This window comes from Rhizobium sp. USDA 4016, from assembly GCF_056279705.1.
This window is the reverse complement of record NZ_JBWCCY010000001.1, coordinates 47,815-73,755: the sequence shown is the minus strand read 5'-3', so window position 1 is coordinate 73,755 and position 25,941 is coordinate 47,815. Positions and strand designations below refer to the sequence as shown.

The window sequence follows — 25,941 nt, the reverse complement described above, 5'->3', positions numbered from 1 at the left end:
GTGCCCCAGCGGACAACGACCATGAACACTCAAGCAGTCACCGAAACCCTCGCCGCCGTCAGGATGCGCGACGTGAGGAAATCGTTTGGCGGCGTGCACGCATTGCGCGGTGTCAGCCTGACAATCCAACCCGGGACAATCCATGCGCTGGTCGGCGAAAATGGCGCCGGCAAGTCTACCCTGTTGAAGATCCTGCAGGGCGTGGTCACACCCACGGAGGGATCCATCGAGGTTTTCGGCGAGCACATGTCGTCGAACTCTCCCGAAAACTCCCGCACGCTCGGCATTGAGATGATCTTTCAAGATCTCAGCTTAATTCCATCGCTCTCAGTAGCGCAGAACATCTTTCTGAACCGCGAGCCCCGTCGCATGTCTATTCTGGTCGACGAGCGCAAAGAAATCGAGCAGGCAGCCGAGATCATCGCCCAGCTCAATCTCAGGGTTGATCCGCGGACACCCGTTTCCGAACTCAGCCCCGGCCAAGCCCAGCTCACCGAGATCGCCAAGGCGATTCATCAGAAGGCCAGGATCCTCATCCTCGACGAACCGACCTCATCGCTGAGCGCGCAGGAAGCCGAAACCCTGTTCGGCATGCTGAAGAAGCTCACTGCTGCGGGGACGGCTGTGATCTACGTCTCGCATCGAATGACCGAGATCATGACCATTGCCGACGAGATCACTATCCTCCGCGATGGTCAGAATGTTACCTCCGGCAAGACATCCGAGTTCACGCTGGATTCGATCGTACAGCACATGGTCGGCAAACGCGTCACAGGGTTCCAATACCAGGCGCGACCCATCGACCGCAGCGGCAAACCTGCGTTGTCCGTGCGTAACCTTTCCGGTCCTTCGGGAAAACCAAGCGATGTCAGCTTCGACGTCCATAAGGGCGAGATCGTAGGTATCGCGGGCCTCATGGGCGCGGGCCGAAGCGAATTGGCTCGCCTCCTCTTCGGCGTCGATAGGAAAACATCAGGTAGCGTCGAGCTCGGCGGCACTGCTGCGGAATTCAAGTCGCCTTCCGATGCGATCAAGGCCGGCATCGTGCTGGTGCCCGAGAGCCGCCATGACGAGGGCCTCGTCATCGAGCACAGTGTCGGTGACAATCTCGGGCTGCCGCAGATCGACCAGCTCGTCCGCGGGCCTTTCATCGACCGTCGGCGGGAAGGCTCGCTGACGTCCGATCTGATCAAGCAGCTTCGGATCAAGACGCCGTCCGCCGAGAACAAGGTGAGGAACCTCTCAGGCGGCAACCAGCAGAAGATCGTCATCGCGAAGTGGCTGGCGACCAACCCTTCGGTCGTCATCCTAGACGAACCGACGGCGGGCGTCGACATTGGCTCGAAGTCCGAGATCGTCGAACTTATCCGAACGGTCGCCTCCTCGGGCAAGTCCGTCATCGTCATCTCGTCGGAACCAGCCGAGCTGCTGGCCACCAGCGACCGCATTCTCGTCATGAACAATGGACGCCTCGCCCGCGAAATCGAGCGCGACGAAATCGAGAGCTGGGCAACCAGCGCCGGCGACGAAACCCAATCTCCGCTGATCCGCACCGAACTTGGTCTGCAGGTCGCGATTCAGAAGGCAACGCAAAATGTCCACTGAGGCCAAGATATTGAACCCGACACCGGAAGCTCAGTCTCACCGCAGACCGTGGCATAGCAACTGGCGCGACTACGTCGTCTATATCGGCTTCGTCGTCATCTTCATCGTCTTTGCCATCCTGCTGCAGGACCGTGGTTTCCTTTCTTCGAACAACCTGCTCAACATCCTGCGGCAGACGGCGATTGTCGCCATCGTCTCCATGGCGATGTCCTTCGTTCTCTCTGCGGGCGAGATCGACCTCTCCGTTGGCGCCATCGCCGGACTGTCATCGGTGATCGCTGGCCTGGTTCTGACCCAATACGGCCTTGTCCCAGGGATTCTCGCGGGCTTGGCCCTCGGTCTGGTGGTCGGCGCCATCAATGGCGGCCTTACCGCTTACCTCAACATCCCGTCGTTCCTGGTCACGCTCGGCATGATGGGGATCGCGCGAGGGGTCGGCATGTGGGTGAGCGGCACATCCCCGGTTCCGATCATCGACGACACGTTCATCTTCATCTTCGGATCCGGCAACATCGGCCCGGTACCCGTGCTCGTCCTGTGGGTCGCCGTTCTCGGCACCATCGCCCACATCGCGCTGCGCAAGACACCGTTCGGCCGCAAGGTGATGTCGGCAGGCGGCAATCCGATTGCGGCACGCTACAGCGGCGTCGATGTCCGGAAGATCAAGTTTCAGGTGCTGCTGCTGACGGGAGTGGCCGCTGCGATCGCGGGCATGCTCTATGCCGGACGCCTGCAGTCTGGGCGCTTTCAGCTTGGCGAGGGCGACGAGCTGTCGGTCATCGCAGCCGTGGTACTTGGCGGCACGAGCCTCTTCGGCGGACGCGGGACCGTAATCGGTTCCATCGTCGGTGCCCTGCTCATCGGTGTCATCAACAACGGTCTTATTCTTGGCGGCCTCGACTACAGCCAGCAGCTCATCGCGCGCGGAATGCTCATCATCCTGGCTGTGGCGGTCGGCCGAAGCCGCTAACCTGGAAGGTTCTACGGAGGTATTACGATATGAGAGTTTTAGTAACAGGCGGCAGCGGCAAACTGGGTAGAGCCACGATCAAGCATCTGGTTGAGAGCGGCCACGACGTCATCAACGCGGATACGATCGCTCCGCCAGAAAACCTCTGCCCCTTCGTCAAGGTCGATTTCGAGGATATGCGCGCCACGATCGAGGCGATCAGTGGCTTTGATTGGGACCACAATCGCAACACTGAAGCCGTCGTCCATCTGGCCGCTGTGCCGATGCCGGGGCGCGTTGCTCCTGCGGATGTTTTCCGGGTCAACACCATCTCGACGTTCAATGTTTTCGAGTCATGCCGCTTGCTCGGCATCAAGAACATCGTGTGGGCGTCGAGCGAGACCCTGCTCGGCATTCCTTACGAGATCAAGCCTGACTATCTGCCGGCGGACGAGAATTATCAGTCGCGCCCGGAAACCTCCTATTCCCTCTCGAAGCATCTCGGCGAGGAGATGGCAAAGCAGTATTGCCGCTGGGACAGCGAGCTCAAGATCGTTTGCCTACGCTTCTCCAACGTTATGGACGAGAGCGAGTATGCCGACTTCCCGGCCTTCGAGCAGAACCCGGGCAGCAGACGCTTCAACCTTTGGACCTATATCGACGCCCGCGACGGGGCACAGGCGATCCGTCGCTCGCTCGAGTGGAGCGGCAAAGGTGCCGAGGTGTTCATCATCGCAAACGACGATGGGGTCATGACCACCTCCAACGAGGAACTCGTCAGGAGGTGGTATCCGGGGGTCCCGTTCAAGAAGCAGATCGGGAAGAACGAAACCTTGCTGTCCATCGACAAAGCAAAGAGCGCTCTCGGATACCAGCCTGAACATAGCTGGCGAAAATATGTAGGCTCCTGAGAAATCAGCCAGCTTGAAGGGAAAGAAAATGCCGACCAGGAAACAGACAGCACCGGTCTCAGAGATCAAAGAGGACGCCTTCGCGAAAACAATGACCGCGACAGCGCACCTTCGGTTGCGCCAGCTCATCCTGGATAACAAGTGGGCGCCCGGTTACCAGGCGACCGAACAGGAAGTCGCGTCCCAGTTGGGAATGAGCCGGACGCCCGTAAGGGAGGCGCTCATGCGCCTCCAGCAGGACGGACTTGTCTCGGTGATCCCGAGGCACGGAATGCGGGTCCTGCCGATTTCTATTTCTGACATGAAGGAAATTTACGAAATCCTGACGTCGCTGGAGAGTACGGCTGCAGAGCTTGCCGCCAGCCGCCGGCTTTCCGAGGACCAACTCCGGGGTCTCGAAAAGGCGACGGCCGACATGGACCATGCGCTTTCGCAAGATAACTTGGAGCGCTGGGCGCAGGCGGACGCGAGATTTCATGAGCAACTGCTCGAACTTGGCGGCAACCAGATGCTCAAGTCGGTCGTCCTCAATTTCATCGACCGCGCACATCGCGTCAGGATGGTGACGCTGAAGATGCGTCCCAAGCCGGTTAACTCAACCCGCGAACATGCAGAACTCGTGCAAGCAATCCGGGAAGGCGACCGCGAAAAAGCAAGAAACATTCACAAGGCGCACCGCGAGCGGGCAGGCAAGGAACTGCTCGACCTCCTCGAGCGCCTCGGCCTCAACCACCTCTAGGACAGGTTTCAAATGTCATCGTTGAACAACACTCTCAAGATCGCAGTCCTTCCCGGCGACGGGATCGGCAGGGAAGTCATGCCTGCCTGCCTGGAATTGATCGACGCCGCCGTCAGCCAGGCGGGCGCGCCACCGCTCGTGTTCGAGACGCATCAGGCCGGTGCCCAGCACTACGCGGAGACCGGCGAGGCCCTGCCCGCCGCCGCGCTCGAGGCCTGCCGGACATCCGACGCAATCCTCTTCGGCGCGATGGGCTGGCCCGACATCCGCTTCCCGGACGGGACGGAAATCATTCCGCAGCTCGACCTGCGCATGGAGTTCGGCCTGTTTGCAGGTGTCCGTCCGATCCGGTGGTTTCCCGGCCTTCCGAAAGTGCTGTCCGATCCTCGCGCCGAAGGAATCGACTTCGTCCTGGTCCGCGAGCAGACAGAAGGACTGTTTTATGCGCGTGGCCGTGGCGAAGTGCTAAACGACCAAGAGGCCTACGACACGATGCAGATCACGCGGGCCGGCACCGAGCGTGTTACCGAATTCGCTTTCCAGCTGGCCGCCCAGCGCAAACGTCGCGGCAAGGCCGGCACGGTGACCTGCGTCGACAAGGCGAATGTCTTCAGTTCGATGGCTTTCTTCCGGAAGGTTTTCGATGAGATCGCCGCCAAGCACCCCGAGTTGCAGAAGGACTATGCCTATGTCGACGCGCTGGCGCTCAACATGGTGAAGAAGCCCTGGACGCTTGACGTGCTGGTGACCGAGAACATGTTTGGCGACATCCTTTCCGACCTTGCGGCCGGTCTGATCGGCGGCATGGGTATGGCCCCTTCGGCGGACATCGGCGATACCCACGGCCTCTTCCAGCCGGCACACGGGACCGCTCCCGATATTGCGGGCAAGGGCGTCGCCAATCCGAGCGCAATGTTCCTGTCGGGAGCGATGATGCTCGACTGGCTGGCGGTGAAGCACGGCGATCAGCGGCTTGCTGACGCCGCCAGGCTGATCGAAGCGGCGGTTGAGCATACTCTGTCTACCAAGACCGCGGTTCCAATGGAGTATGGCGGAAGCGCCAATTGCGCGGAGATGACGCGCAGCGTGATCGGCGCTCTGGGTGCCGTCCGCAAGGAGGTCGCATGAGTTCGGCATCCACAGGCTTTGTCGTGGTCGTAGAGTTCGTCGTTCGAAACCAGTTCGCCGATAATTTCGATGCGGCGATAATCGAGAATGCGGCGACGTCGCTGCGCGACGAACCGAACTGCGAAGTGTTCGATGTCTGCCGCGATCCTGAGCGGCCCGAGCGCATCTACCTCTATGAAGTCTATGGCTCAAGAGCCGATTTCGACTTCCACCTGAAGACGCCGCACTTCGCGAGCTTTGATGCGATGGTTCGAGATTGGGTGGCCGAAAAGCGAGTGGAAACGTTCGAGCGCATTTCGTCCCACAAGAAGGAGGGCGCGAGATGACCAGCAACGTCAAGGCGATTGTCTTCGACACGTTCGGCACTGTCGTTGACTGGCGGGGTTCAATCATCCGCGATCTCACCGCCTGGGGCGCGGCGGAGGGCCTGCAGATCGACTGGGCCGGTCTCGTCGACCGCTGGCGAGACCGTTACAATCCCCAGAAAGCGCGGGTGCGCAGCGGCGAGTTGCCGTGGACGAACCTGGACGAACTTCACTTCGATGCCTTGAAGGCAGTATTCGCAGAGATGGGGCTGGCCGAACTAGACCAGGACCGGATGACGCACGTCAACAAGGTCTGGCATCGCCTGGACGGCTGGCCCGACGCATCGCGCGGGCTACACCGGCTGAAGTCGAAGTTTATCATCGGCCCGCTGTCCAACGCCAATGTCGCGATTCTCGTCAATATGGCAAAGCATGCCGACTTGCCGTGGGACAACGTGTTCTCCTGCGAGCTTTTCCAGCACTACAAGCCCGATCCTGAGACCTACCTCGGGGTCTGCAAACTCCTTTATCTGGAGCCCGGGGCCGTCATGATGTGCGCTGCCCACAACTACGATCTTGCCGCCGCGCGCAGCCTTGGCCTTAAAACAGCATTCATCGCACGACCCACCGAATACGGCGAGGGCCAGACGACCGACCTCACAGCCGAGCAGCGCTGGGATTACGTCGCCGACGATCTCGAAGACCTCGCTCGACAACTCGGATGCTAGAAGAGAGAAAGACAATGCAGACATACAAGATGTTCATCGACGGCAAGTGGGAAGACGCTGCCAACGGAGATACGTTCGAGACGAAGAACCCTTTCAACGGGCAGACCTGGGCCGCTATTCCGAAGGGCGGCAGGGAAGATGCGGAACGAGCAGTCGAGGCTGCGCACCGCGCCTTCACGAGCGGTCCGTGGCCGAAGCTCACCGCGAGCGCCCGCGGACACCTTCTTCGGCGTCTTGGCGACCTGATCGCCGAGAACGCGGAGCATCTCGCGACGATCGAGGTTACGGACAACGGCAAGCTCATCAACGAAATGCTGTTTCAGCTCAAGTACATCCCGCAGTGGTACTACTACTTCGGCGGGCTGGCGGACAAGATCGAAGGAGCGGTCATCCCGATCGATAAGGCGGACACCTTCAACTTCACTCGTAATGAGCCGCTCGGCGTCTGCGTCGGGATTACGCCGTGGAACTCCCCTCTCCTGCTGCTCGCCTACAAGCTGGCACCGGCACTCGCCGCAGGGAACACATTCGTGGCAAAGCCCTCGGAGTTCACGTCTGCTTCGACCCTTGAGTTCGCAAAGCTCGTCGAACAGGCTGGCTTTCCCGCGGGCGTCTTCAACGTCGTCACAGGGTTCGGCGCGGATGTCGGCGAGACGCTGACGACCCACAAGTACGTCGCCAAGATCGCTTTCACGGGAAGTGAAGGCACCGGGCGCAAGATCGGCGAGCATGCAGCGCGCAACTTCAAGAAGGTTACGCTTGAACTCGGCGGCAAGAGCCCGCACATCGTCTTCGACGATGCGGAGATCGACAATGCCGTCAACGGGGTGATCTCCGGCATCTTCGCTGCCACCGGTCAGACATGTATCGCGGGCTCACGGTTGCTCGTGCAGCGAAAGATCCACGACCAGTTTCTCGAGAAGATCGTCAACCTCGCAAAAACGGCGAGAATGGGCGATCCGCTCTTGACGTCGACGCAGGTTGGCCCCGTGACAACGCCGCCGCAACTCGAGAAGATCCTCGGCTATATCGACATCGCAAAAGGCGAGGGCGCCGAATGCGTTCTCGGTGGGGGGCGGCCGGACAATGCCGAGCTCTCCAGGGGCTGGTTCGTCGAACCTACGATTTTCTCCGCGGTCCGAAACGACATGCGCATCGCGCAGGAGGAGGTCTTCGGCCCGGTTCTGGCGGTCATCCCCTTCGACAGCGATGAGGAAGCCGTGCATATTGCCAATGACACCAATTACGGGCTGGCCGCGGGCTTCTGGACCCAGGACATGCGTCGTATCCTGAAGGTTTCGGCCGCCATCCAGGCTGGCACCATCTGGGTCAATACCTATCGCGTCATCAGCTATATGTCGCCGCTTGGAGGCTACAAGCACTCCGGCATCGGTCGCGAGAATGGCATCGCCTCGATCCAGAACTACATGCAGACGAAGAGCGTGATGATCTCGACCGCTGAAGACGTCGCCAACCCCTTCATCATGAGGTGATCCATATGGTGGCCGCCGGAAAGTTGCTGGTCGGCTGCGTGGCCGACGATTTCACGGGAGCGACTGACGTCGCGAACATCTTCGCGCGCGCCGGCCTCAAAACGACGGTGCTGATCGGCGTTCCTGAAGACGACAGAGACATTGACGGCGACGTAATCGTTGTCGCCCTCAAGACTCGAACGGCACCTCCGCAAATGGCGGTCGAGGAGTCCTTGGCAGCACTGCGATGGCTACGTGGCCGTGGCGCGCAGAAGTACTACTTCAAGTACTGCTCGACGTTCGATTCCACGGCGAAGGGCAACATCGGCCCGGTCGCCGACGCGATGCTTGCGGAGCTTGGCCAATCCATAACGATCGCCTGCCCCGCCTTCCCTGCCAACGGCCGGACGGTTTACAAGGGCAACCTGTTCGTCGGCGACGTGCCGCTGGACGAGTCCGGCATGCGCAATCATCCGTTGACGCCGATGACAGACGCGAACCTGCTGCGGGTGCTCGGGCCGCAGTCGCGGGCCGAAATCACCGGATGCTATTACGAGACGGTGAAGCAAGGGGCGTCCGCCATCGCCGAATGGGCCGCCCCCATTCACGGCGACGGCACGTGTATTGTGGTCATCGACGCCCTGGCTGACGAGGACCTTGTCGAGATTGCCCAGGCATTTAAGGATTTCGTGCTGTTCACCGGTGCGTCGGGCCTGGCATATGGGCTGGCTCGTGTTCTTCTTGCCGGCGGGAACAGCCGCGACGCTGCCGTTACGACTGACTTGGACGAAGGCTACAGAGCCGTCGTCTCCGGTAGCTGCTCGGTCGCAACCAACGGACAGGTGGAGGCGATGCTCGCAGACCACGAGGGTTTCCGCGTCGACCTCTCGAAGCTGGCGGACGGCGGCGATGTCGTCGGCGAGGCCGTCGAGTGGGCCTCGTCCCGTCTGGGCCGCAAGCCTGTTCTCATCTATGCGACGGCTCTGCCCGACGAGGTGAAGGAAAACCAACGCAAGCTGGGCGCCGCGCAGTCCGGCGAGATGGTCGAGGCCGCCCTCTCCTCAATCGCGCGAAGGCTCGTCGAGAAGGGTGTGAGCGATCTCATCGTCGCCGGCGGCGAGACGTCGGGAGCGGTGGTGAAGTCGCTAGGCGTCGACCAGCTCTCGATTGGCAACGAAATCGCCCCGGGAGTGCCGTGGGTACACGCAAAGAGCCAGGGGCGATCTCTGTCACTCGCGTTAAAGTCCGGCAACTTCGGCGAACGAGACTTCTTCATGAACGCTTGGGACCGGCTCCGATGATAGGCTCCATATCCGAAGAGACGAAGGTCCGCGACGAGATGGTCGAGGTCGGCCGCTCGCTCTTCGACCGCGGGCTGACTGCAGGATCGACCGGCAACATCAGCGTCCGTCTGTCGGACGGTCGCATTCTGATGACGCCCACCAACGCTTCGCTGGGCGTGCTCGATCCAGCACGGCTGTCCTGCTTTTCGGCGGAAGGCGTGCATGTCGGAGGTGACAAGCCCACCAAGGAGGCGTTCCTCCACAAGTGCATGTATTGCGGTAAGGACAATCGCCGAGCCGTCGTCCACCTGCATTCAACCTATTCGGTTGCCGTCAGCTTGCTGAAGCAGGTCAACGAGCGCGACGTTCTGCCGCCCCTGACCGCCTACTATGTCATGCGTATCGGTTTCCTGCCGCTCGTGCCGTATTTTCCTCCCGGAGACGAAGCGCTGGCGGCGGCGGTGGGAGCCGCCGCCGCGAACCATCATGCGGTGTTGATGGCAAACCATGGACCTGTCGTCGCGGGCAAGTCCCTAAAGGACGCCCAGTACGCGACAGAGGAGTTGGAGGAAACGGCGAAGCTCTTCTTGCTCTTGCAGAACCACGAGGTCCGGCCGCTCACCGCCGAGGAAAGGGCCACCTTGATCAATCTCTCGAGGTGACAAGAGCGCGTTACGAACCAGGAGGAACCCAGCGGGTCTGGGTGCCGTAACCTGCACTCTCGTTCGTGCCATTGAGCGGCCCGTAAAGGGGAAATGCCATGAAACTTCTGGTCACTGCAAGCAGCGGACGAATCGGGCGCGCGGCGATTGAACGCCTTCTCGAAGAGGGGCACGAGGTCATCGGAATCGACGAGGTGCCGTCATCCGACATGAGGTGCCCGTTCGCCCGCGTCGATATGCGGGACTATGGCCAGGTCCTTGATGCGGTCGCCGATATCGAATCCGGGATTGATGGCATCGTCCATCTTGCTGCGATAGTAGGCGCGAAAGTCGCTGCGAGCACGCACATATTTCACACCAATACCGCCATCAGCTACAATGTTTTCCAAGCGGCAAGGATCGCGGGCATAAAGAACATTGTTTTTGCGAGCAGTGAGACCTTGCTGGGCGTCCCGTTTGACGATCAACCTGCCTATTTTCCGGTCGATGACAAGCTGACCTCGAAGCCTGAGAGTAGCTACGCGCTTTCCAAACTTGTAGACGAATCCGTCGCAGCCGAATTCTGCCGCTGGGATCCCGCGCTCAAAATGATCGGCCTGCGGTTTTCTTGGGTAAAAGAGCCCCACCAATATGATGCAATGAAAGCTTGCGAAGATAATCCCGGCGTTCAGAAATGGAACCTGTGGTCCTATGTTGACAGCCGGGACTGTGCCCAGGCCATTTCGCTTGCGCTCAATGCAAGCCTCAATGGATTCCATCACTTCGTGATAGCAGCAGATGATACCGTGTTGGCGCGGCTCACACGTGCCCTTAGGGCTGCTTATTATCCCAATGTACCGCTACAAGGACAACTTGCTGAACATGGCAGTCTTGTCTCAAGCCAAATGGCCCGAGACGTTCTAGGATATCGCCCGAAGTACAGCTGGCGTGACATACCAGCGGGGGTCTCCTAGCTTCTTAAGCTGCTGTGACCTTTCAAAAGAAGGTCGAACGCGGATCAGCAGATTTATCATATCCGGGCGGGCTTCCAAGTTGCTTGCATTCGCCGCATAAGGTTCGCCGGTGTTTGCACTTCTGAAAATGGGGAACATAGACGTGATCTCGAAGGGTGCGGAAGAAGCAGCGTCGGCAACGACGTCTCCTTGTGTACAGATCTCTCGTCCAACTGCTTTCAAACAGCAGACGGCAGACTTCAACTCCGAGCTTCACGCTCGACCGTCGATCTATTTCAACGGTCCCGCAATTGTTGAGCACGTTGCTTTCATGCCCATAGACGGTGTGATCAAGGAGTTCCACGACAGTCTCGAAGCTGATGCCACGATTTCGGTTAGAGTCGAAAGGCACACTGAATTCGTGACGGTTACGCGCGTCCGGAAACTTGACAGCGAGCCAGGGGGCTGGCCGGAATCTGACCTCCTTGAAAGTGACTTTGCCGAGCTCGCAGGATTGATCTCACCGCTGCTCGTTTGTCACGTCAGCATCCTTGTCCTCGGGAACCCTCCTGACAAGCTGGGACCGGTGCTGGAAACCTTCGGCTTCGGTGATACCGCCGCCTCATTGATCGGTGGGGGCGCGGCGCAGGTTTGCTCCGATTTTCGTGTTCGAGGGGACAATTCAAGTAGAATTATCCTGTTCAACAAGGACCTGAACGCACACCGCCTGGGGCGCATGGTACGCCGCATCTTCGAGATCGAAACCTACAGATCCATGGCACTTCTCGGATTGCCGGAAGCGCGTCGTCTCGCCCCGCTTCTCGGCGGATATGACACGGAGCTGGTTCAACTGACCAATCGCAATCTTCGTACGCCCGCGCATCAGCACAAGCAATTGCTCGAGGAGATTACCGCTCTCTCATCCCATGTCATCTCGGCCACCGCCGAGACCAGAAACAGGTTCGGCGCAACCGCAGCCTACGCCAAGATCGTTGAGGAGAGGATCGCGCTTTTACGGGAAACGCACGTCGTCGGCTTTCAACGCTTCGGTACCTTCGTGGAGCGGCGGTTCAAGCCAGCGGTGCGTACCTGTGAAGCGACCGCCTTGAGGCTTGAGCAACTATCGAGGGCCGCGATGCACTTGCTCGACTTGTTGCAAACCCGAATTCAGGTCGAGATCGAATTCCAAAACGCGACACAGATCCAGGCCATGGCTGATCGCGCCGCGACGCAGGTCAAGATCCAGCGCGCGGTCGAAGGCTTTTCGATCATTGCAATAAGCTACTATTTGTTGAGCTTGCTGAAGTTCGTGTATGAAACGGCAGACCACGCTGGGTTCCATTTCGATCCAATGATCATGCTCGTCGCTGTTCCGGTCGTTGTGGGATCTGTTGTGATCACCATTCTGCGCGTCAAGCATGCGCTGAAAGCAGAGAGCTAGCGGCGGCGCAACCTCGCCTCAACAAGCTCGATCAATCAAGCAGCTCTCGTGAGTATCTCCACGAGGCGGTTCAGCGGAGGCGGTCATCTCTTCTTCAGTAATGGCTCCTCGGGGACTGCGTTTGAATCTAAGATTTGGCAGGCATTCTCGCCACCACGACGTCTGCGACAATCAACAATGCCAGAGACGACGCACTTGCGCCCTTCAATTTCGGTTAAGGTATTAGGTATAAGGTTATACCTCATGCGCAGTTCGAAGGTTTGCTCAGGCGGAGGGGAAATAATGTGGAGGATTCGGAAATTTGGCGTGGCGATACGTTTGTCTATCGCATTCGGGTTGCTGTTGTGCGCAATGGGAGTTCTGTCTCTTTCGTCAATCAGCCAGGTCGACGAGATCAACGGTAAGCTCAGCCTCATAAATGGCAGTAATAGCCAAAAATTTCGGAATGGCATCGATATGCTGGGCTCGGTCCGCGATCGAGCAGTAGCATTGCGCGACATCGTTTTGACTGACTCGAATACAGATCAAGCAACGACAATCGTGATGATGAGAAAGCTGCAGGCATCCTACGCTTCCAACTTCGCGGAGTTGCAAAAGGCCGTTAATTCCGACGTCGCCAGCACCCCCGCAGAGCGTCGCCTCGCTGAGGGTCTGACGGCTTTTCAGAATGACGCCGAGCCTTTGATTGCCGACGTCATCAAGTTGACGCTCGACGGAAAAAGAGACGAGGCAAAGCCGCTGCTCTTAAATGAACTGAGACCCAAGTTGACGGCATGGATTGGTGCTCTGAACAAGTTGATTGATTACGAGCAAGCTCTAAACCAAGGCGTTGGTGGCAAAGTTAAAGCAGCTTCTGATGAATTTAAATTTCTGACGCTAGCTGCGCTCGGCATAGCTGCTTTGTTCGGAGTAACCGCGGCATCGCTCACTATCCGCTCCATCATCGTGCCTCTGGCGAAACTACAGCAGTCAGTCCTGCAAATGATCGCCGGCGACATGGAAATTGACCAAATACTCGAGCGACGGAAGGATGAAATCGGTCAGCTCGCGCGGCAGATATCCGGCCTTAAGAATCATCTTTCAGAAAAAGCGGAGCGCGATGCGGTCGCCGAGCATCATCGACAGGATGCCGAGCGGCGGCGTTTGGAGAACGAAGGAGAGGAGCGCCAGCGGGCTGCCGAACAGACCAGTTCCGCCGTCGAACAAGTTGCCGATGCACTGAGGCAGTTATCGAAAGGTAACCTTCACATTCAGCTTGATCGGCCTTTCACGGGAGCTCTTGAGCCGCTCAGATTGGACTTCAATTCAGCGATTAGCCAGCTTCGCGATGCAATGTCCGAAGTAAACGACAATGCGCAGGCGATTGCTGCGGGGGCTGAAGAAATCCGTACTTCCTCGAACGAACTCGCGGTGAGAACGGAGCAGCAAGCTATAGTCGTCGAGCAAACGGCTTCTGTCCTCGCAGACATGACAAGGCAGGTGGTGGACGCAAGCCATAAAGCTCACGCAGCAGGGATCCTCGTCGGCGAGACCAAGGAACATGCCGAGAGGTCAGGCACCATAATGCGCGAGACTATTGAGGCCATGACAAACATTCGCTCTTCTTCGGTCGAAATAGGCAATATTATCGGTGTCATCGATGAAATCGCATCTCAGACAAACCTTTTGGCTTTGAACGCAGGCATTGAGGCGGCTCGGGCCGGGGAGACTGGCCGAGGGTTCGCGGTAGTAGCGCAGGAGGTCAGAGACCTGGCGCAAAGGTCTGCGGCGGCGGCGAAAGAAATCAAGTCTCTGATCAAAATATCCAACCTGCATATCAATGATGGGGTCCAGCGTGTGCAACAGGCCGGCAACGCTTTGGGCCAAATCGTTGTTCAGGTGCAGAGCGTCAATCAGAACGTCGACGCCATTGCTCAGGTTTCTCGCTGTCAAGCCGACGGGCTCAAGGAAATCAATTTCTCAGTCGGTAAGATCGAATCAGCGACACAGCAGAACACAGCTATGGTGGAAGAGTCGACTGCTGCCGTGAACAATCTCGCGAAGGAGACCGCATCGCTTTTCGAGATGCTATCCAGGTTCCAAATTGCCGATGGGCCGGCAAAGACGAACCGCGCAGAGGAGCCAACGCTTTATCTAGTCGTGGCATAGCAGAGCCGATGCAAAGCAGGACTTTCATTTTATGCCCGGTGTGATCTCCCTCCCCCAGAGGGACTAGCATCTGCCGAGGACCGGAACCTGACGACGCAGCAATCTACGGAGGGGAGATTGGCGGCGCTGAAAACTCAGAGGGCCGCTGACCTGCGGTAAGCGGCCGGAATTTTTGAGACACCTTTTTATTAACCGGAAGGTCAATAAGGCGGCCCGGCGTTTTAAGCCGGCAAGGCACGGTCTCGACTTAAGACGCGCCAGGTTCGCCGCTCTCGAAGGACTATGGACAGAATAGGGACATCGAGCCGGCACAAGCGTTCGGTTGCCGTTTTCGGGAGTCGAGTTGCGACGGCGCGATGATAGGATGCGGGGTGCCCTGGTCGCCAAACAGGACTCGTCGGCTCCAAGATCTCCTGACATTTGTGCACACAAGGCAGTGGAACCTCGATGTGGTCGAGGGCAATTCTCTGCGATCGATCCAGTGACTGATCGATGCCTCGACGGAGGCCGTACTCGTTGCGCTTCAAGACTCCACCCCAGGCCGGCAGAAAAAGTGCTTGCCATATTGGGTATGACATCATACCTTATACCTACGCGCAGAGGAGCACAGTGCGCGGAATTCGTGGGAACGCACTTTAGAGAACACTCCGAAACCTTGACCGGCTTTTCCGGCAGGAGCAGTGCGCCCGCGCGAGCGTGGGAGGACAGGCTTTTGAGAAATACCCGACTGCGTTGCACCCGCACGCAAACGATCAGGCCTTACCGAATGGGGAGGCCACTATGACTGTTCACGGAGTCATCGAAGATGTTGCAAGGACGTCGAGCCTGGCAGCAATGGCACGCAAGATTGAACATGCCTTGGTAAAATGCCTGGAGATACCGGTAGCACTTCTGGTGCTTTGCGAAATTCTTCTGCTGTTTTCGGCCGTCGTCGCTCGTTACGTATTCCACGTCCCGCTGGTTTGGTCGGACGAACTGGCGTCAATCTTGTTTCTCTGGCTTGCGATGCTTGGTTCCGCCGTCGCTTTTCAGCGGCAGGAACACATGCGCATGACGGCGGTGGTCACCGCATTGAAGGGCGATACACGCCGCTTCGTTGAACTGGTTTCGGTCGCGGCGGCACTTGCCTTCCTCGTGCTGATCCTGCCCGCATCTCTGGAATATGCCACCGAAGAGTCCTACGTCTGGACGCCCGCGATGGATATTCAGAACTCATGGCGCGCCTCGGCGTTGCCGACGAGCTTCGCTTTGATGCTTGTTTTCGCGGTGTTGCGGCTTCTGCAGAGCTCGAATCTCCGTCTAGCGCTCGGTGCGATTGCTGCCGTTGCAGCGGTCTTCTGCCTGTTTTGGGCGCTGAAGCCGGTCTTCGTCGGTCTTGGAAACCTCAATCTTCTCGTCTTCTTCGTCGGCGGCGTTGCGGCGTGTGTTTTCGGCGGCGTGCCGATCGCCTTTTCATTCGCGATCGCTACATTCGGCTACCTTATATTGACCACCAGAACGCCGCCTCTAATCATTGTCGGCAGGATCGACGAAGGTGTCAGCCATCTGATCCTTCTTGCGATCCCTCTGTTTGTGTTTCTCGGCCAACTTATCCAGATGACGGGTATGGCGCGGGCGATGGTTGCGTTCCTCGCCAGCCTACTTGGCCATGTGCGCGGCGGGCTTCACTACGTGCTGGTGGCTGCGATGTATCTTGTATCTGGGATATCCGGATCGAAGGCCGCCGACATGGCCGCCGTCGCGCCCGTGTTGTTTCCGGAGATGAAGGAGCGCGGCGCAGACGAAGGCGATCTTGTCGCACTTCTCTCGGCGACGGGCGCCCAGACTGAGACAATCCCGCCTAGCATCGTCTTGATTACAGTGGGATCCGCAACCGGGGTATCGATCGCCGCGCTGTTCACCGGCGGTCTTCTCCCCGGCCTTATTCTGGCGGTAACCCTTTGCTTCTTGGTGCGCTGGCGCTGCCGCAACGATGACCCGAGTCACGTCAAGAGGGCAAGTCGACGGCAGATCGGCAAGCTGCTCCTCGCTGCACTGCCTGCCCTTGCGCTTCCGTTCGTTATCCGTTCAGCCGTCATCGAAGGTGTCGCCACGGCGACAGAAGTTTCGACGATCGGCATTGCATACTCGGTTGTCGCGGGTCTGGTGTTCTATCGTCAGTTCGACTGGCGCCGGCTCAAGCCAATGCTTGTCGAGACGGCGAGCCTGTCCGGGTCTATCCTTTTGATTATCGGCGCGGCCACGGCGATGGCTTGGGGCCTGACGCAATCAGGCTTCTCGACAGCGCTGGCTCAAAACCTTTCAACGCTCCCGGGCGGTGCGGTGACGTTCATGATCGTCTCGATCGTCATATTCATCATCCTCGGCAGTGTGCTCGAGGGGATACCCGCAATCGTACTGTTCGCACCGTTGCTGTTCCCGGTTGCTCAGCAGTTGGGCATCCATCAGGTGCATTACGCCATGGTTGTCGTGTTGGCGATGGGTATCGGCCTCTTCGCTCCACCCTTCGGTGTTGGCTACTACGCTGCCTGTGCAATCAGCCGAGTCAGCCCCGACGCCGGCATGAAACCGATCGTCGGCTACATCGTCGCCATGGCCATTGGTCTTGCCGTGGTTGCTGCGGTTCCGTGGCTCTCGATCGGCTTCCTGTAGTCCGACCTCGACCAACCAAAATTACAGAGCTTATTTGGAGGAGAACGAAATGGTAAATCTGACAAGACGCGCATTCACGATGACGACGACGCTTGGTCTCAGCGCCACGGCGCTCGGGTTTTCGATGAAGCGAGCGGCCGCAGCCGAGTATTCCCTGAAGTTCGCGTTCAATCTGGCCGAGACCCATCCGATCACCACGCGCGCAAGGGAGGCGGCAGCACGCATCCAACACGAGACAAACGGGCGGGTGGAACTGCAGGTCTACCCGAACAACCAGCTTGGTAGCGACACTGATATGCTGTCGCAGGTGAGAGCAGGCGGCATCGATCTGTTCCTGAACTCTGGTATCAATGTACTGTCCACGATGGTCCCGGCGGCCTCGATCTACGGTCTCGGCTTCATTTTCCCGGACTATGATACGGTTTGGAAGACGATGGATGGTGAACTCGGTGTCGCTCTGCATAAGCTCATCGAAAAGGTGAATCTCCTCCCGATGGAAAAGATGTGGGACAACGGGTTCCGGCACATCACCACCAGCACGCACTCAGTCAACTCGCCCGCAGATCTCGCCGGTATGAAAATCCGCGTTCCAGTCGGAGCGCTGTGGACCTCCATGTTCCAGACGTTTGGGGCAGCTCCGGCGTCTATCAATTTCAACGAACTCTATTCTGCACTTCAGACGAAGGTCGTCGATGGACAGGAAAATTCGCTGGCCAACATCAAGACCGCAAATATTGTCGAGGTCCAAAAATACTGCGCATTAACCCGGCACATGTGGGACGCGTTTTTCTGCGTTGCCAACAAGCGCAACTGGGCAAGCCTGCCGGCGGATGTGCAGGAGGTCGTGAGCCGCAACATCAACCAAGCCGCGCTTGATGAGCGCCAAGATATGGCCAAGTTGTCGGAGTCCCTCAAAGACGTCCTGGCCAAACAGGGCCTTGTATTTAATCAGCCCGACACTGAGGCGTTCAGGCAGAAACTTCGCGACGGCGGCTTCTACACCGGCTGGCGCGAAAAATATGGCGAGGAATTGTGGGCAATTCTCGAGAAGACGGTAGGGAAACTCACGTAGGCCCCTAGAAGGTATATGTTCTCCCAGAGGCCGGCTGTCCGGCCGACTTCCGGGTCTCGTGAGAACATCACGAGACCCGGCTTTTTTCGTGACTTTGTGGCAATCGCGTGCAGCGGGTGGCGCCGGCGGATCACACTCGGGCGCCTTGAAGAGATCGGAACCAACAACCCCGCGATTTCAACAACCCGTCGAGCAGCCAATCTAATGAAAATTCCGGCTCTTGATCTTCAGCGTATCGATATGAAGATCCGGCGTGAACATGTCCCTCGCCCGAAGCCGCGGAGGTGCTTTTTCGCGTGAATCGGGACTGCCCGGCGAACCATGGGCGAACTCGTCACCGCGCCCGGTGGTGGCACGAAACGTGCCGTCACGCCCGGCAAGCCCTGACAGATCTGCCGAAAGATCGAACAGCTGCTGCGCGACCAGGTGAACCACCTCACCTTCGCGCTGGATCCTGCCATTGATCGCCATCATGCTGGCGCCGAGCACCACGCGGCGCGAGCGCTCGAACAGCTTCGGCCAGACGACGACATTGGCAATGCCCGTCTCGTCCTCGATGGTGATGAACATCACGCCCTTGGCCGAACCCGGACGCTGGCGCACCAGCACCAGCCCGGCCGCCATCAGCCACTGGCCGTCGCGCGCCGTCATCGCCTCGGCACAGGTGACGATCCGGCGCTTGGCGAGATCGGCCCGCAGGAACCTCAAGGGGTGCTCACGGAGCGTCAGCCCGACGTGACTGTAATCCTCGACGACGTTATGACCGTCGGTCATCTGCCTAAGCTCGACGTCCGGCTCCTGCTGCTCGGCGATCGCCCGCGCCTCGCGTTCGGCCGCGGCTGTGAACAGAGGCAGCGGCTCGTCGCGCAGCGCCTTGATCGCCCAGAGCGCATCGCGTCGTTCAAGCCGTAATGACGGCAGGAAGGCGTCGGCTTCGGCGAGCTCGACGAGCGAGGCAACTGGCACGCCCGACCGTCGCCACATGTCGTCCACCGATGCGAAGGGCTCGTCGGCGCGCGCGGCGACGATGCGCGCGGCGTCGGCGGTTGCCAATCCGCGCACCAGCCGCATGCCGAGCCGCACCGCATGCCGGTCAGTGCCCTCCACCTCCTCGAGCGTGCAGTCCCAACGTGAGCGGTTAGCGCAGACCGGCCGAACTTCAACGCCGTGTTTCCTCGCATCGATGACGATCTGGGCCGGGGCATAAAAACCCATCGGCTGCGAGTTCAGGAGCGCAGCGCAGAAGACATCCGGGCAATGGCATTTGATGTAGCTGCTGGCATAGGCGATCAACGCGAAACTGGCAGCATGACTTTCGGGGAAACCATAGGATCCGAAGCCTTCCAATTGGCCGAAGGTGCGTTTGGCAAACTCCGGTGAATAGCCGTTGCGGATCATGCCGGAAACGAGCTTGTCCTCGAACCGGCTGACGCCGCCGGTGAACTTAAACGTCGCCATGGATTTCCGAAGCTGGTCGGCTTCGCCGCCGGTGAAACCGGCACAGACCATCGCGATCTTCATCGCCGACTCCTGAAACAGAGGCACGCCCAGTGTCCTGTGCAAGACCGCTTCCAGTTCGGGCGTCGGATACTCGACCTTTTCCTTGCCCTCGCGGCGGCGCAGATACGGATGGACCATGTCACCCTGGATCGGTCCGGGCCGGACGATCGCCACCTGGATGACGAGGTCATAGAAGGTCTGCGGCTTCATCCGTGGGAGCATCGACATCTGCGCCCGGCTCTCGATCTGGAAAGTGCCGAGGGTGTCGGCCTTGCAGATCATCGCATAGGTGGCCGGGTCTTCCTGGGGGATGGTGGCGAGGTCGAGATCCTGGTGCTTGTGCTCGCCGATGAGGGCGAAGGCCTTCGCCATGCAGGTCAACATGCCGAGCGCCAACACGTCGACCTTCATCATTTTCAGCGCCTCGACGTCATCCTTGTCCCATTCGATCACCTGGCGGTCGACCATCGCCGCCGGCTCGATCGGCACAAGATGATCGAGCCTGTCGTGGGTCAGGACAAATCCGCCCGGGTGCTGGCCGAGATGGCGCGGTGCTCCCATCAGCTGCTGGGCAAGCCGCAGCGTCAAGGCGAGACGCCGATCCTCCGGATTGAGGCCGAGGGCCCGCACTTGGCTCTCGCCGACGGTTTCCGACCAAGACCAGATGCTGGCGGAAAGCGCCTTGATCAGGTCCTCGGGCAGGCCCAGCGCCTTGCCGACATCGCGAATGGCGCCCTTGGCGCGATAGCGGGTTACCGTGGAGCACAGGGCCGCCTTGTCGTGGCCGTAGGTCTTGTAGATCCATTGGATCACCTCCTCCCGCCGCTCATGCTCGAAATCGACGTCGATGTCGGGCGGCTCGTCGCGCTCCTGGCTGACGAAGCGTTCGAAGAGGAGGTCGTTTGTCTCCGGGTCGATCGAGGTGACGCCGAGCACATAGCAGACGGCGGAATTCGCCGCCGACCCCCTGCCCTGACAGAGAATGCCCCGAGATCGGGCATAGCGGACGATCGAGAAGACCGTCAGGAAATACGGGGCATATTTCATCGTCTCGATCAGGGACAGCTCATGCCGGATCGTCTTCTCGACATGCGTTGGCAGCCCTTCGGGATAACGCGTCTTCACGCCTTCCCAGGTATAGTGTTCCAGCGACTGCTGCGCCGTCATGCCCGGGATCAACGCCTCCTCGGGGTATTGATAGACGAGCTCTTCCAATGAAAACCTGCAACGTTCGACGATTTCCACCGTGCGTGCCAAGGCTTCCGGATAACGGGGAAACAGTCGCGCCATTTCTTCCGGCGGCTTCAGGTAGCGGTCGGCGTGCCGCTCGCGCTCGAAGCCGACGTCATCGATGGTCGTGCCAGTGCGAATGCAAGTGACGACATCCTGCAGCTGCCGCCGGCCGGGCTCATGAAACAGCACGTCATTGGTGACGACCGTCTTCACCCGGTGCTGCGCCGCCAGGTTCGACAGCTCGTGCAGCCGCAGCTGATCGTTCGGACGCCGGCGCAGGCAGAGCGAGACGTAGGCGCGGTCGCCGAAAATCTCGGCCATCTTCCTCAGCTGCACGGCGCAGCCATCGTCCGCCATATCCGGGACGAGGACGCCGATCAGGCCTTTGCAATAGTGCGCCACATCATCGAGATGCAGGATGCAGTTGGCTTTGCCGCCGCGGCCCTTGCCCAAGGTCAAAAGCCGCGTCAGCCGCGAATAGGCGGCGCGATCGGTGGGATAGACGAGGATCGACATGCGGTCCTGGAGATCGAGCCGGCAACCCACGACGAGCCGCAGGCCGGTGGCGCGCGAGGCTTCGAGCGCCCGAACAATGCCGGCCAGGCTGTTGCGGTCGACAATGCCGAGCGCTTCGATGCCCATGAGCTTGGCGGTCGCAAACAGTTCTTCCGCCGAGCTTGCGCCGCGGAGGAAAGAAAAATGCGTGGTGACCTGCAGTTCGGCGTAGCGCATCAGGCAAACACCCCATGCAGGAACCATTTGCGCGATCCGGTGTCGGCATCCACGCCATCGCCGGAACGGAAAATCCAGAAGCGCTCGCCGGCTTCATCCTCGACAACGAAATAGTCGCGAACCGCGACCCATTCGGCGCTGCGCTGCCACCATTCTCCGAAGATCCGCTCCGGGCCGTCGGCGCGCTTTACCCGGCGGCGCTTGCCGCGCCAGGTAAAGGAAACCGGCGGATGATCGGGCAAGAGCGCAATCACCTCGATAGCTTCCGGGTGCGGCAAAAGCCGGGATGGCCGCTGCCAATGCAGCGGCCAGGTGGCGCCGACCTCGTCCGCCGTCGGTGCGATCCGTTGAACGCTGCGCTCCGGCACGTCGCTCGCCACCGGCGCGACACGGAAAATCCGCTGGCCGCCACGATTGCCGAGCACGTCGATCAGCGGCGTCACATCGGTGATCTGCTCTTCGATCAGCGAGGAAGCCGACTGCGCCTCGACGAGCGGTTCGGCGACGATGGCAGCGAGGCCCAGCTTCTCGATGCCGAAGCCCGGCTCGATCTTCTCGATCCGGTCGCGGAAGAGTTTCGTCAGCCAGCCGATGTCACGAACCGGCTTGGCCGTGCCGGCCCGAAGCGACTGGATTGTGTTGTCGACGCGGTGGACGATCAGATCGGCGCGCCGCACGCCAAGTCCTCGTTTCTCCAGCTCCAGACAGAGCTGCCGCACCAGGCGGCCCACGTATTTCTCGATGGTCTCCGCAGCCCCGATCGGTTCGGCAAAGGATTTTTGGACCTCGACGAGATCCGCCGGCCGGATCGGATCGATGGGCTCGGCGAGCCGGCCGAACATCTGGTGGAGGCGGCGCCCGACCTCCGGCCCGAACCGCAGCGTCAGCGGCGCCCGCGGCGCGACTGCCAGATCACCGACGGTGGCGAAGCCGAGGGTTCTGAGGCTCCCGACGATCTCGGCCGGCAGCCGCAACGAGGACAGCGGCAACCGGCTTACCGCTTTGGCGGTCTCGCCGCGCGAGATGATAACCGTCTCGCGATCCGTGGACCGGGCGAGCGCATGTGCCGCACCCCAGGTGTCGGCGATCGCCGCTCGTGCCGCAAGACCCCGGCCGCGGAAGCGGTTGACAAGACCGGAGAGCATCAGGTCCTCGCCGCCCTGCAGGTGATCGGCGCCGTCGGTATCCATGACGATACCATCAGGGGGATCCATGGCGACAACGGGAGAATATTGCGACAAGGCCCAAAGCGTCAGCCGTTCAAGTGTCGCGAGGTCGGCCGCCGGATCGGCATCCACCATCGTCAATCCCTGAACCAGCGCCTGCGCCTTGGCGGCCGGCATGCCGACGCGCAAGCCCAGTTTGGCAGCTGCCCGGTCGACCGCCGCCACCCATCGCTTCGACCCTCTCCTGGCGATCACCACCAGCGGTGCGTCAGGATTGAGCGAAGGATCGGCGCGCCTGATCCGGTCCGTCGGCAGTGTCGGAAGAAAGACAGATACGACCCTGGCCATCACATGCTCCGATAATGAATTGTCCTCCCTCGCCTGACCTGACCCGCATGAGCTCGGCCAGCCACCGTGCGCGGCCGACGCCCGGCACGGGAAGCGGCTCGGACGGCAGCACCGAGATCCGCCAGCGGGTCACAGCTGCCGTCGGCATCCCGAAATCGGAGGCTTCCGTCTGGCGCCGCCATCGGCGGATCACCAGGCCTAACGTGCCCGACTTTTCCGCCGCAAGCTGCAGCCGGCGCGAGGCCGTCATCGGCAGGCGCACCAGCTCGGCGACGACGGCGCCGAGGCCGCCATAGCGCAAGGCTTCTTCGAAGCTCGCGAGCACCGTCTCTTCCTTGTCGCTTTCGACGAAGATGACGCGGTCGGGGTGAAGTCCGGCCTGGGCAAGTGCTGGAAAGAACAGATCGAAGCGGGTGAGGCACCAGACCACCTTGCCGGTGGTCCGCGCCGCGATGCCGCCGATGAAGAGTGCGGCGGCCGCGCCGTCGATCGCACCGTTCCCGCCGCCGGCCACTTCATGCAGGGCACCAAAGGCCAGGCCACCTCCCGGCAGCTGCGCGTCGATCTCGCTCACCCCGAATGGCAGGACGCTGCGACGGCGCATACCCGCACCTTCGAGGCTGGCGATTTTCTCGCGCAACTCGTCGAGGACGGTATTCGAAGTGGCGATGGCTGTGGTCATGATCTCCTTAACGGCACCGTTTTTGACTTGAGAAAACGCGGTATGTTCTTTATTTGTTCTCAAAGCGAAAACGAGTCAATGCGCACTCGACGCGTTCAAGTTGAGCGCGGGTGCGGGCCTGACGGATTCCATAAAGGGATTCAACTCGATGGCCGTATTGGGAATTTTTTCACATGGCCCGCCCAGACCGGCTGAGTGATCTGAGACTGAAGGATTATCGTGACCCGGTTATTGAATTCAGCTGCCCGCGATGTGACCGCCATGGCGCGATCGAGCGAAAGCTGTTGGTGAAAGCTTTTGGCGCCGATGTGAGCTTCGCGGTACTCCGTCGGCGGATGGCCATGGGCTGCGAGCGCATGCAAACGCCGGAGGGTGACAAATGCGGCGCGCACTTCCCATGTCTGGCGGACGTAGATGGTCCTGATGGAAGCCAGTCATGACAAAAGATGAAGGCCACGAGCGGCCGCGCAAGATCGTCCATGTCGACATGGACGCCTTTTATGCGTCGGTCGAGCAGCGCGATAATCCGGAATTGCGCGGCAAACCAATTGCCGTCGGCGGATCGGCCTCTCGCGGCGTGGTGGCGGCGGCGAGCTACGAGGCGCGCGCCTATGGTGTCCACTCCGCGATGCCGTCTGTGACCGCCAAGCGGAAATGCCCGGACCTCATCTTCGTGCCGCCGCGCTTCGACGTCTACAAGGCGGTGTCGCAGCAGATCCGTGAGATCTTCGCCGAATACACGGCCGTCATCGAGCCGCTTTCTCTCGATGAAGCCTATCTCGACGTTACCCATAATCTCAAGGGCATGGAAATCGCCACGGAGATCGCACTGGAGATCCGTGCCAAAATCAAGCAGGCCACTGGGCTCAATGCATCGGCGGGGATTTCCTACAACAAGTTCCTCGCCAAGATGGCGAGCGACCTCAACAAGCCGAATGGCCAGGCCGTCATCACCCCGAAGAACGGTCCGGCCTTCGTCGAGGCCCTCCCTGTCAAAAAATTTCATGGCGTCGGCCCGGCAACGGCCGACAAGATGCACCGGCTGGGGATTGAAACCGGTGCCGATCTGAAGGGGAAGACGCTGGAATTCCTGGTGGATCATTTCGCTAAGTCCGGTCCTTATTTTTACGGCATTGCCCGCGGCATCGACGAGCGCCAGGTCAAGCCGAACCGGGTGCGCAAATCCGTCGGCGCCGAAGATACATTTTCGCATGATCTACACGCCTATGGACCGGCCCGCGAAGGGCTTCAGCCGCTGATCGAAAAGGTGTGGGGCTACTGCGAGGCCAATGGGATCAGCGCCAAGACGGTGACGCTCAAGGCCAAATATGCCGATTTCAACCAGATCACCCGCAGCAAGACGCTTCCGGCACCTCTGCCAGCGATCACAGATCTGGAGGACATCGTCGGCCTGCTGCTGGCGCCGATCTTTCCGCCCCGAAAAGGCATCCGCCTACTCGGCGTCACCTTGTCATCCCTGGAGCCACGCGCGGTTATCACGGAACCGCAGTTGCGCCTGGCGCTTTAGATCGCCAGCGTTGGCTGGGCAGAGGCACCCACGTGTCGCTTGACCCGGAATGTCCCCGCCGGCAATGGCCGCAGTATTTCCTCTTCGGGAACAAGATCGTCAAGCCAGACCATGCGTTGGTCTCGTGTCAGCACCGCCATCTGCCGGTCGTGGTAGGGCACGATATCAGCATTCGCTTCGATGGTCAGGATGGCATAGGCCTCCGGCCAATCCTCAGCCGCCGGCCGCCAGATCCCCGCGAAATAGAACCAGTCGCCGTTGGCCAGCGAGAAGCTGAAGCTCTTGTGGCGAAACTCCGAAGCCGGCACCAGACAGCGGTAGCTCGGGAATGTCCGCCCTTCCGATCGGACGACGTTAACGGCGCGCGGGCCGCCGTCGCGTGGTCGCAGCCCCCATGGCAGCTCCACCATCTCCACATCGCCATCATGGCGCCTGACGATGACACGGCGCTCGTCCAGCGGGGCATCGGACTGGAAAGCGGTCGCGTTCATAATGGACGGAACATATCAGGAACACGCACATTAGACAAGGCCGATGGATAATCCTGTGCGGTTCGCTGAAAACTGCTAAACTCCGGGGATGCGCGCCGGTGAGACCGAACTTCAGATGGTCATGCGACACGTACGAGATGGCGCCGCCATCGTCGCGCGGCAAACTTTACTTATCAAAAGACTGGTCGCGCTCCGCCTGCCGACGAAGGATGCCGAGGAACTCCTCATCCTGCT

Annotated in this window: 21 protein-coding genes; 17 read left to right on the top strand and 4 right to left on the bottom strand. The window is 60.0% G+C overall.

Going from position 1 to position 25,941, the window contains the following annotated elements; genetic code table 11:
* The first annotated feature begins 21 nt into the window (after window positions 1-21).
* The 15 genes from ACZ9DP_RS00310 (at window position 22) to ACZ9DP_RS00240 (ending at window position 18,027) form a co-directional block, all read left to right on the top strand.
* Window positions 22-1,605 (top strand): sugar ABC transporter ATP-binding protein, encoded by a 1,584-nt coding sequence (locus ACZ9DP_RS00310; RefSeq protein ID WP_168318574.1) that lies wholly within the window; start codon window positions 22-24, stop codon window positions 1,603-1,605.
* Window positions 1,595-2,575, top strand: a complete 981-nt coding sequence (locus ACZ9DP_RS00305) for an ABC transporter permease (RefSeq protein WP_476199653.1) — start codon at window positions 1,595-1,597, stop codon at window positions 2,573-2,575. The genes ACZ9DP_RS00310 and ACZ9DP_RS00305 overlap by 11 nt, the downstream gene beginning before the upstream one ends.
* A 29-nt stretch (window positions 2,576-2,604) precedes the next feature.
* Complete coding sequence (locus ACZ9DP_RS00300; RefSeq protein WP_088693723.1) at window positions 2,605-3,465, top strand: NAD-dependent epimerase/dehydratase family protein; 861 nt, start codon at window positions 2,605-2,607, stop codon at window positions 3,463-3,465.
* A gap of 28 nt (window positions 3,466-3,493) precedes the next feature.
* Window positions 3,494-4,204 (top strand): GntR family transcriptional regulator, encoded by a 711-nt coding sequence (locus tag ACZ9DP_RS00295; RefSeq protein ID WP_168318572.1) that lies wholly within the window; start codon window positions 3,494-3,496, stop codon window positions 4,202-4,204.
* 12 nt (window positions 4,205-4,216) lie between these two features.
* Window positions 4,217-5,332, top strand: coding sequence for an isocitrate/isopropylmalate dehydrogenase family protein (locus ACZ9DP_RS00290; protein WP_168318571.1), 1,116 nt, complete (start codon window positions 4,217-4,219; stop codon window positions 5,330-5,332).
* Window positions 5,329-5,658, top strand: a complete 330-nt coding sequence (locus ACZ9DP_RS00285) for a putative quinol monooxygenase (protein WP_476199651.1) — start codon at window positions 5,329-5,331, stop codon at window positions 5,656-5,658. Before ACZ9DP_RS00290 ends, ACZ9DP_RS00285 begins: the two co-directional genes overlap by 4 nt.
* Window positions 5,655-6,365, top strand: a complete 711-nt coding sequence (locus ACZ9DP_RS00280; RefSeq protein ID WP_168318569.1) for a haloacid dehalogenase type II — start codon at window positions 5,655-5,657, stop codon at window positions 6,363-6,365. Before ACZ9DP_RS00285 ends, ACZ9DP_RS00280 begins: the two co-directional genes overlap by 4 nt.
* Window positions 6,366-6,379: 14 nt before the next feature.
* On the top strand, window positions 6,380-7,858 hold the full coding sequence (locus ACZ9DP_RS00275) for an aldehyde dehydrogenase (protein WP_476199650.1): 1,479 nt from the start codon (window positions 6,380-6,382) through the stop codon (window positions 7,856-7,858).
* A 5-nt stretch (window positions 7,859-7,863) separates the two neighbouring features.
* Window positions 7,864-9,138, top strand: coding sequence for a 3-oxo-tetronate kinase (otnK, locus tag ACZ9DP_RS00270; protein ID WP_476199649.1), 1,275 nt, complete (start codon window positions 7,864-7,866; stop codon window positions 9,136-9,138).
* The gene (otnC, locus tag ACZ9DP_RS00265) at window positions 9,135-9,782 is read left to right on the top strand and encodes a 3-oxo-tetronate 4-phosphate decarboxylase (protein WP_088693730.1); all 648 of its coding nucleotides are present in this window, start codon (window positions 9,135-9,137) and stop codon (window positions 9,780-9,782) included. Before otnK ends, otnC begins: the two co-directional genes overlap by 4 nt.
* Window positions 9,783-9,880: 98 nt before the next feature.
* Window positions 9,881-10,735: an NAD-dependent epimerase/dehydratase family protein gene (locus tag ACZ9DP_RS00260; RefSeq protein WP_476199648.1), complete on the top strand. Its 855-nt coding sequence runs from the start codon at window positions 9,881-9,883 to the stop codon at window positions 10,733-10,735.
* A gap of 142 nt (window positions 10,736-10,877) precedes the next feature.
* Window positions 10,878-12,155 (top strand): DUF3422 domain-containing protein, encoded by a 1,278-nt coding sequence (locus tag ACZ9DP_RS00255; protein WP_476199647.1) that lies wholly within the window; start codon window positions 10,878-10,880, stop codon window positions 12,153-12,155.
* Between the two features lie 306 nt (window positions 12,156-12,461).
* Window positions 12,462-14,303, top strand: a complete 1,842-nt coding sequence (locus ACZ9DP_RS00250; protein WP_476199646.1) for a methyl-accepting chemotaxis protein — start codon at window positions 12,462-12,464, stop codon at window positions 14,301-14,303.
* 780 nt (window positions 14,304-15,083) lie between these two features.
* Window positions 15,084-16,955, top strand: a complete 1,872-nt coding sequence (locus ACZ9DP_RS00245; protein ID WP_476199644.1) for a TRAP transporter large permease — start codon at window positions 15,084-15,086, stop codon at window positions 16,953-16,955.
* Between the two features lie 79 nt (window positions 16,956-17,034).
* Window positions 17,035-18,027, top strand: coding sequence for a TRAP transporter substrate-binding protein (locus ACZ9DP_RS00240; protein ID WP_476199643.1), 993 nt, complete (start codon window positions 17,035-17,037; stop codon window positions 18,025-18,027).
* 201 nt (window positions 18,028-18,228) lie between these two features.
* Here ACZ9DP_RS00240 and ACZ9DP_RS00235 read toward each other — a convergent pair whose 3' ends face one another.
* Genes ACZ9DP_RS00235 through ACZ9DP_RS00225 form a run of 3 tightly spaced genes read right to left on the bottom strand, consistent with a single transcriptional unit; the run spans window position 18,229 to window position 23,688 of the window.
* A complete protein-coding gene (locus tag ACZ9DP_RS00235; protein WP_476199725.1) occupies window positions 18,229-21,492 on the bottom strand; it encodes an error-prone DNA polymerase in 3,264 nt (1,087 codons plus the stop codon).
* Window positions 21,492-23,006 carry a Y-family DNA polymerase gene (locus tag ACZ9DP_RS00230; protein WP_476199641.1) on the bottom strand — a complete coding sequence of 505 codons (1,515 nt, stop codon included), beginning with the start codon at window positions 23,004-23,006 and terminating at the stop codon, window positions 21,492-21,494. The genes ACZ9DP_RS00235 and ACZ9DP_RS00230 overlap by 1 nt, the downstream gene beginning before the upstream one ends.
* Window positions 22,927-23,688: an ImuA family protein gene (locus ACZ9DP_RS00225; RefSeq protein ID WP_476199640.1), complete on the bottom strand. Its 762-nt coding sequence runs from the start codon at window positions 23,686-23,688 to the stop codon at window positions 22,927-22,929. Before ACZ9DP_RS00225 ends, ACZ9DP_RS00230 begins: the two co-directional genes overlap by 80 nt.
* Window positions 23,689-23,861: 173 nt before the next feature.
* Here ACZ9DP_RS00225 and ACZ9DP_RS00220 point away from each other — a divergent pair, with 173 nt between their 5' ends.
* Complete coding sequence (locus ACZ9DP_RS00220) at window positions 23,862-24,128, top strand: hypothetical protein (protein WP_476199638.1); 267 nt, start codon at window positions 23,862-23,864, stop codon at window positions 24,126-24,128.
* A complete protein-coding gene (gene dinB / locus ACZ9DP_RS00215; protein WP_476199636.1) occupies window positions 24,125-25,216 on the top strand; it encodes a DNA polymerase IV in 1,092 nt (363 codons plus the stop codon). The genes ACZ9DP_RS00220 and dinB overlap by 4 nt, the downstream gene beginning before the upstream one ends.
* Here the strand turns inward: dinB and ACZ9DP_RS00210 are convergent.
* Window positions 25,213-25,710, bottom strand: coding sequence for an SOS response-associated peptidase family protein (locus ACZ9DP_RS00210; RefSeq protein WP_476199724.1), 498 nt, complete (start codon window positions 25,708-25,710; stop codon window positions 25,213-25,215). The genes dinB and ACZ9DP_RS00210 overlap by 4 nt on opposite strands.
* Window positions 25,711-25,941 lie beyond the last annotated feature (231 nt).

Excerpts from the sequence above, each read along its gene's own strand:
- ACZ9DP_RS00310 (WP_168318574.1), top strand. The coding sequence starts at position 22 with ATGAACACTCAAGCAGTCACCGAAACCCTCGCCGCCGTCAGGATGCGC.
- ACZ9DP_RS00305 (WP_476199653.1), top strand. The coding sequence starts at position 1,595 with ATGTCCACTGAGGCCAAGATATTGAACCCGACACCGGAAGCTCAGTCT.
- ACZ9DP_RS00300 (WP_088693723.1), top strand. The coding sequence starts at position 2,605 with ATGAGAGTTTTAGTAACAGGCGGCAGCGGCAAACTGGGTAGAGCCACG.
- ACZ9DP_RS00295 (WP_168318572.1), top strand. The coding sequence starts at position 3,494 with ATGCCGACCAGGAAACAGACAGCACCGGTCTCAGAGATCAAAGAGGAC.
- ACZ9DP_RS00290 (WP_168318571.1), top strand. The coding sequence starts at position 4,217 with ATGTCATCGTTGAACAACACTCTCAAGATCGCAGTCCTTCCCGGCGAC.
- ACZ9DP_RS00285 (WP_476199651.1), top strand. The coding sequence starts at position 5,329 with ATGAGTTCGGCATCCACAGGCTTTGTCGTGGTCGTAGAGTTCGTCGTT.
- ACZ9DP_RS00280 (WP_168318569.1), top strand. The coding sequence starts at position 5,655 with ATGACCAGCAACGTCAAGGCGATTGTCTTCGACACGTTCGGCACTGTC.
- ACZ9DP_RS00275 (WP_476199650.1), top strand. The coding sequence starts at position 6,380 with ATGCAGACATACAAGATGTTCATCGACGGCAAGTGGGAAGACGCTGCC.
- otnK (WP_476199649.1), top strand. The coding sequence starts at position 7,864 with ATGGTGGCCGCCGGAAAGTTGCTGGTCGGCTGCGTGGCCGACGATTTC.
- otnC (WP_088693730.1), top strand. The coding sequence starts at position 9,135 with ATGATAGGCTCCATATCCGAAGAGACGAAGGTCCGCGACGAGATGGTC.
- ACZ9DP_RS00260 (WP_476199648.1), top strand. The coding sequence starts at position 9,881 with ATGAAACTTCTGGTCACTGCAAGCAGCGGACGAATCGGGCGCGCGGCG.
- ACZ9DP_RS00245 (WP_476199644.1), top strand. The coding sequence starts at position 15,084 with ATGACTGTTCACGGAGTCATCGAAGATGTTGCAAGGACGTCGAGCCTG.
- ACZ9DP_RS00240 (WP_476199643.1), top strand. The coding sequence starts at position 17,035 with ATGACGACGACGCTTGGTCTCAGCGCCACGGCGCTCGGGTTTTCGATG.
- ACZ9DP_RS00235 (WP_476199725.1), bottom strand. The coding sequence starts at position 21,492 with ATGCGCTACGCCGAACTGCAGGTCACCACGCATTTTTCTTTCCTCCGC.
- ACZ9DP_RS00230 (WP_476199641.1), bottom strand. The coding sequence starts at position 23,006 with ATGGCCAGGGTCGTATCTGTCTTTCTTCCGACACTGCCGACGGACCGG.
- ACZ9DP_RS00225 (WP_476199640.1), bottom strand. The coding sequence starts at position 23,688 with ATGACCACAGCCATCGCCACTTCGAATACCGTCCTCGACGAGTTGCGC.
- ACZ9DP_RS00220 (WP_476199638.1), top strand. The coding sequence starts at position 23,862 with ATGGCCCGCCCAGACCGGCTGAGTGATCTGAGACTGAAGGATTATCGT.
- dinB (WP_476199636.1), top strand. The coding sequence starts at position 24,125 with ATGACAAAAGATGAAGGCCACGAGCGGCCGCGCAAGATCGTCCATGTC.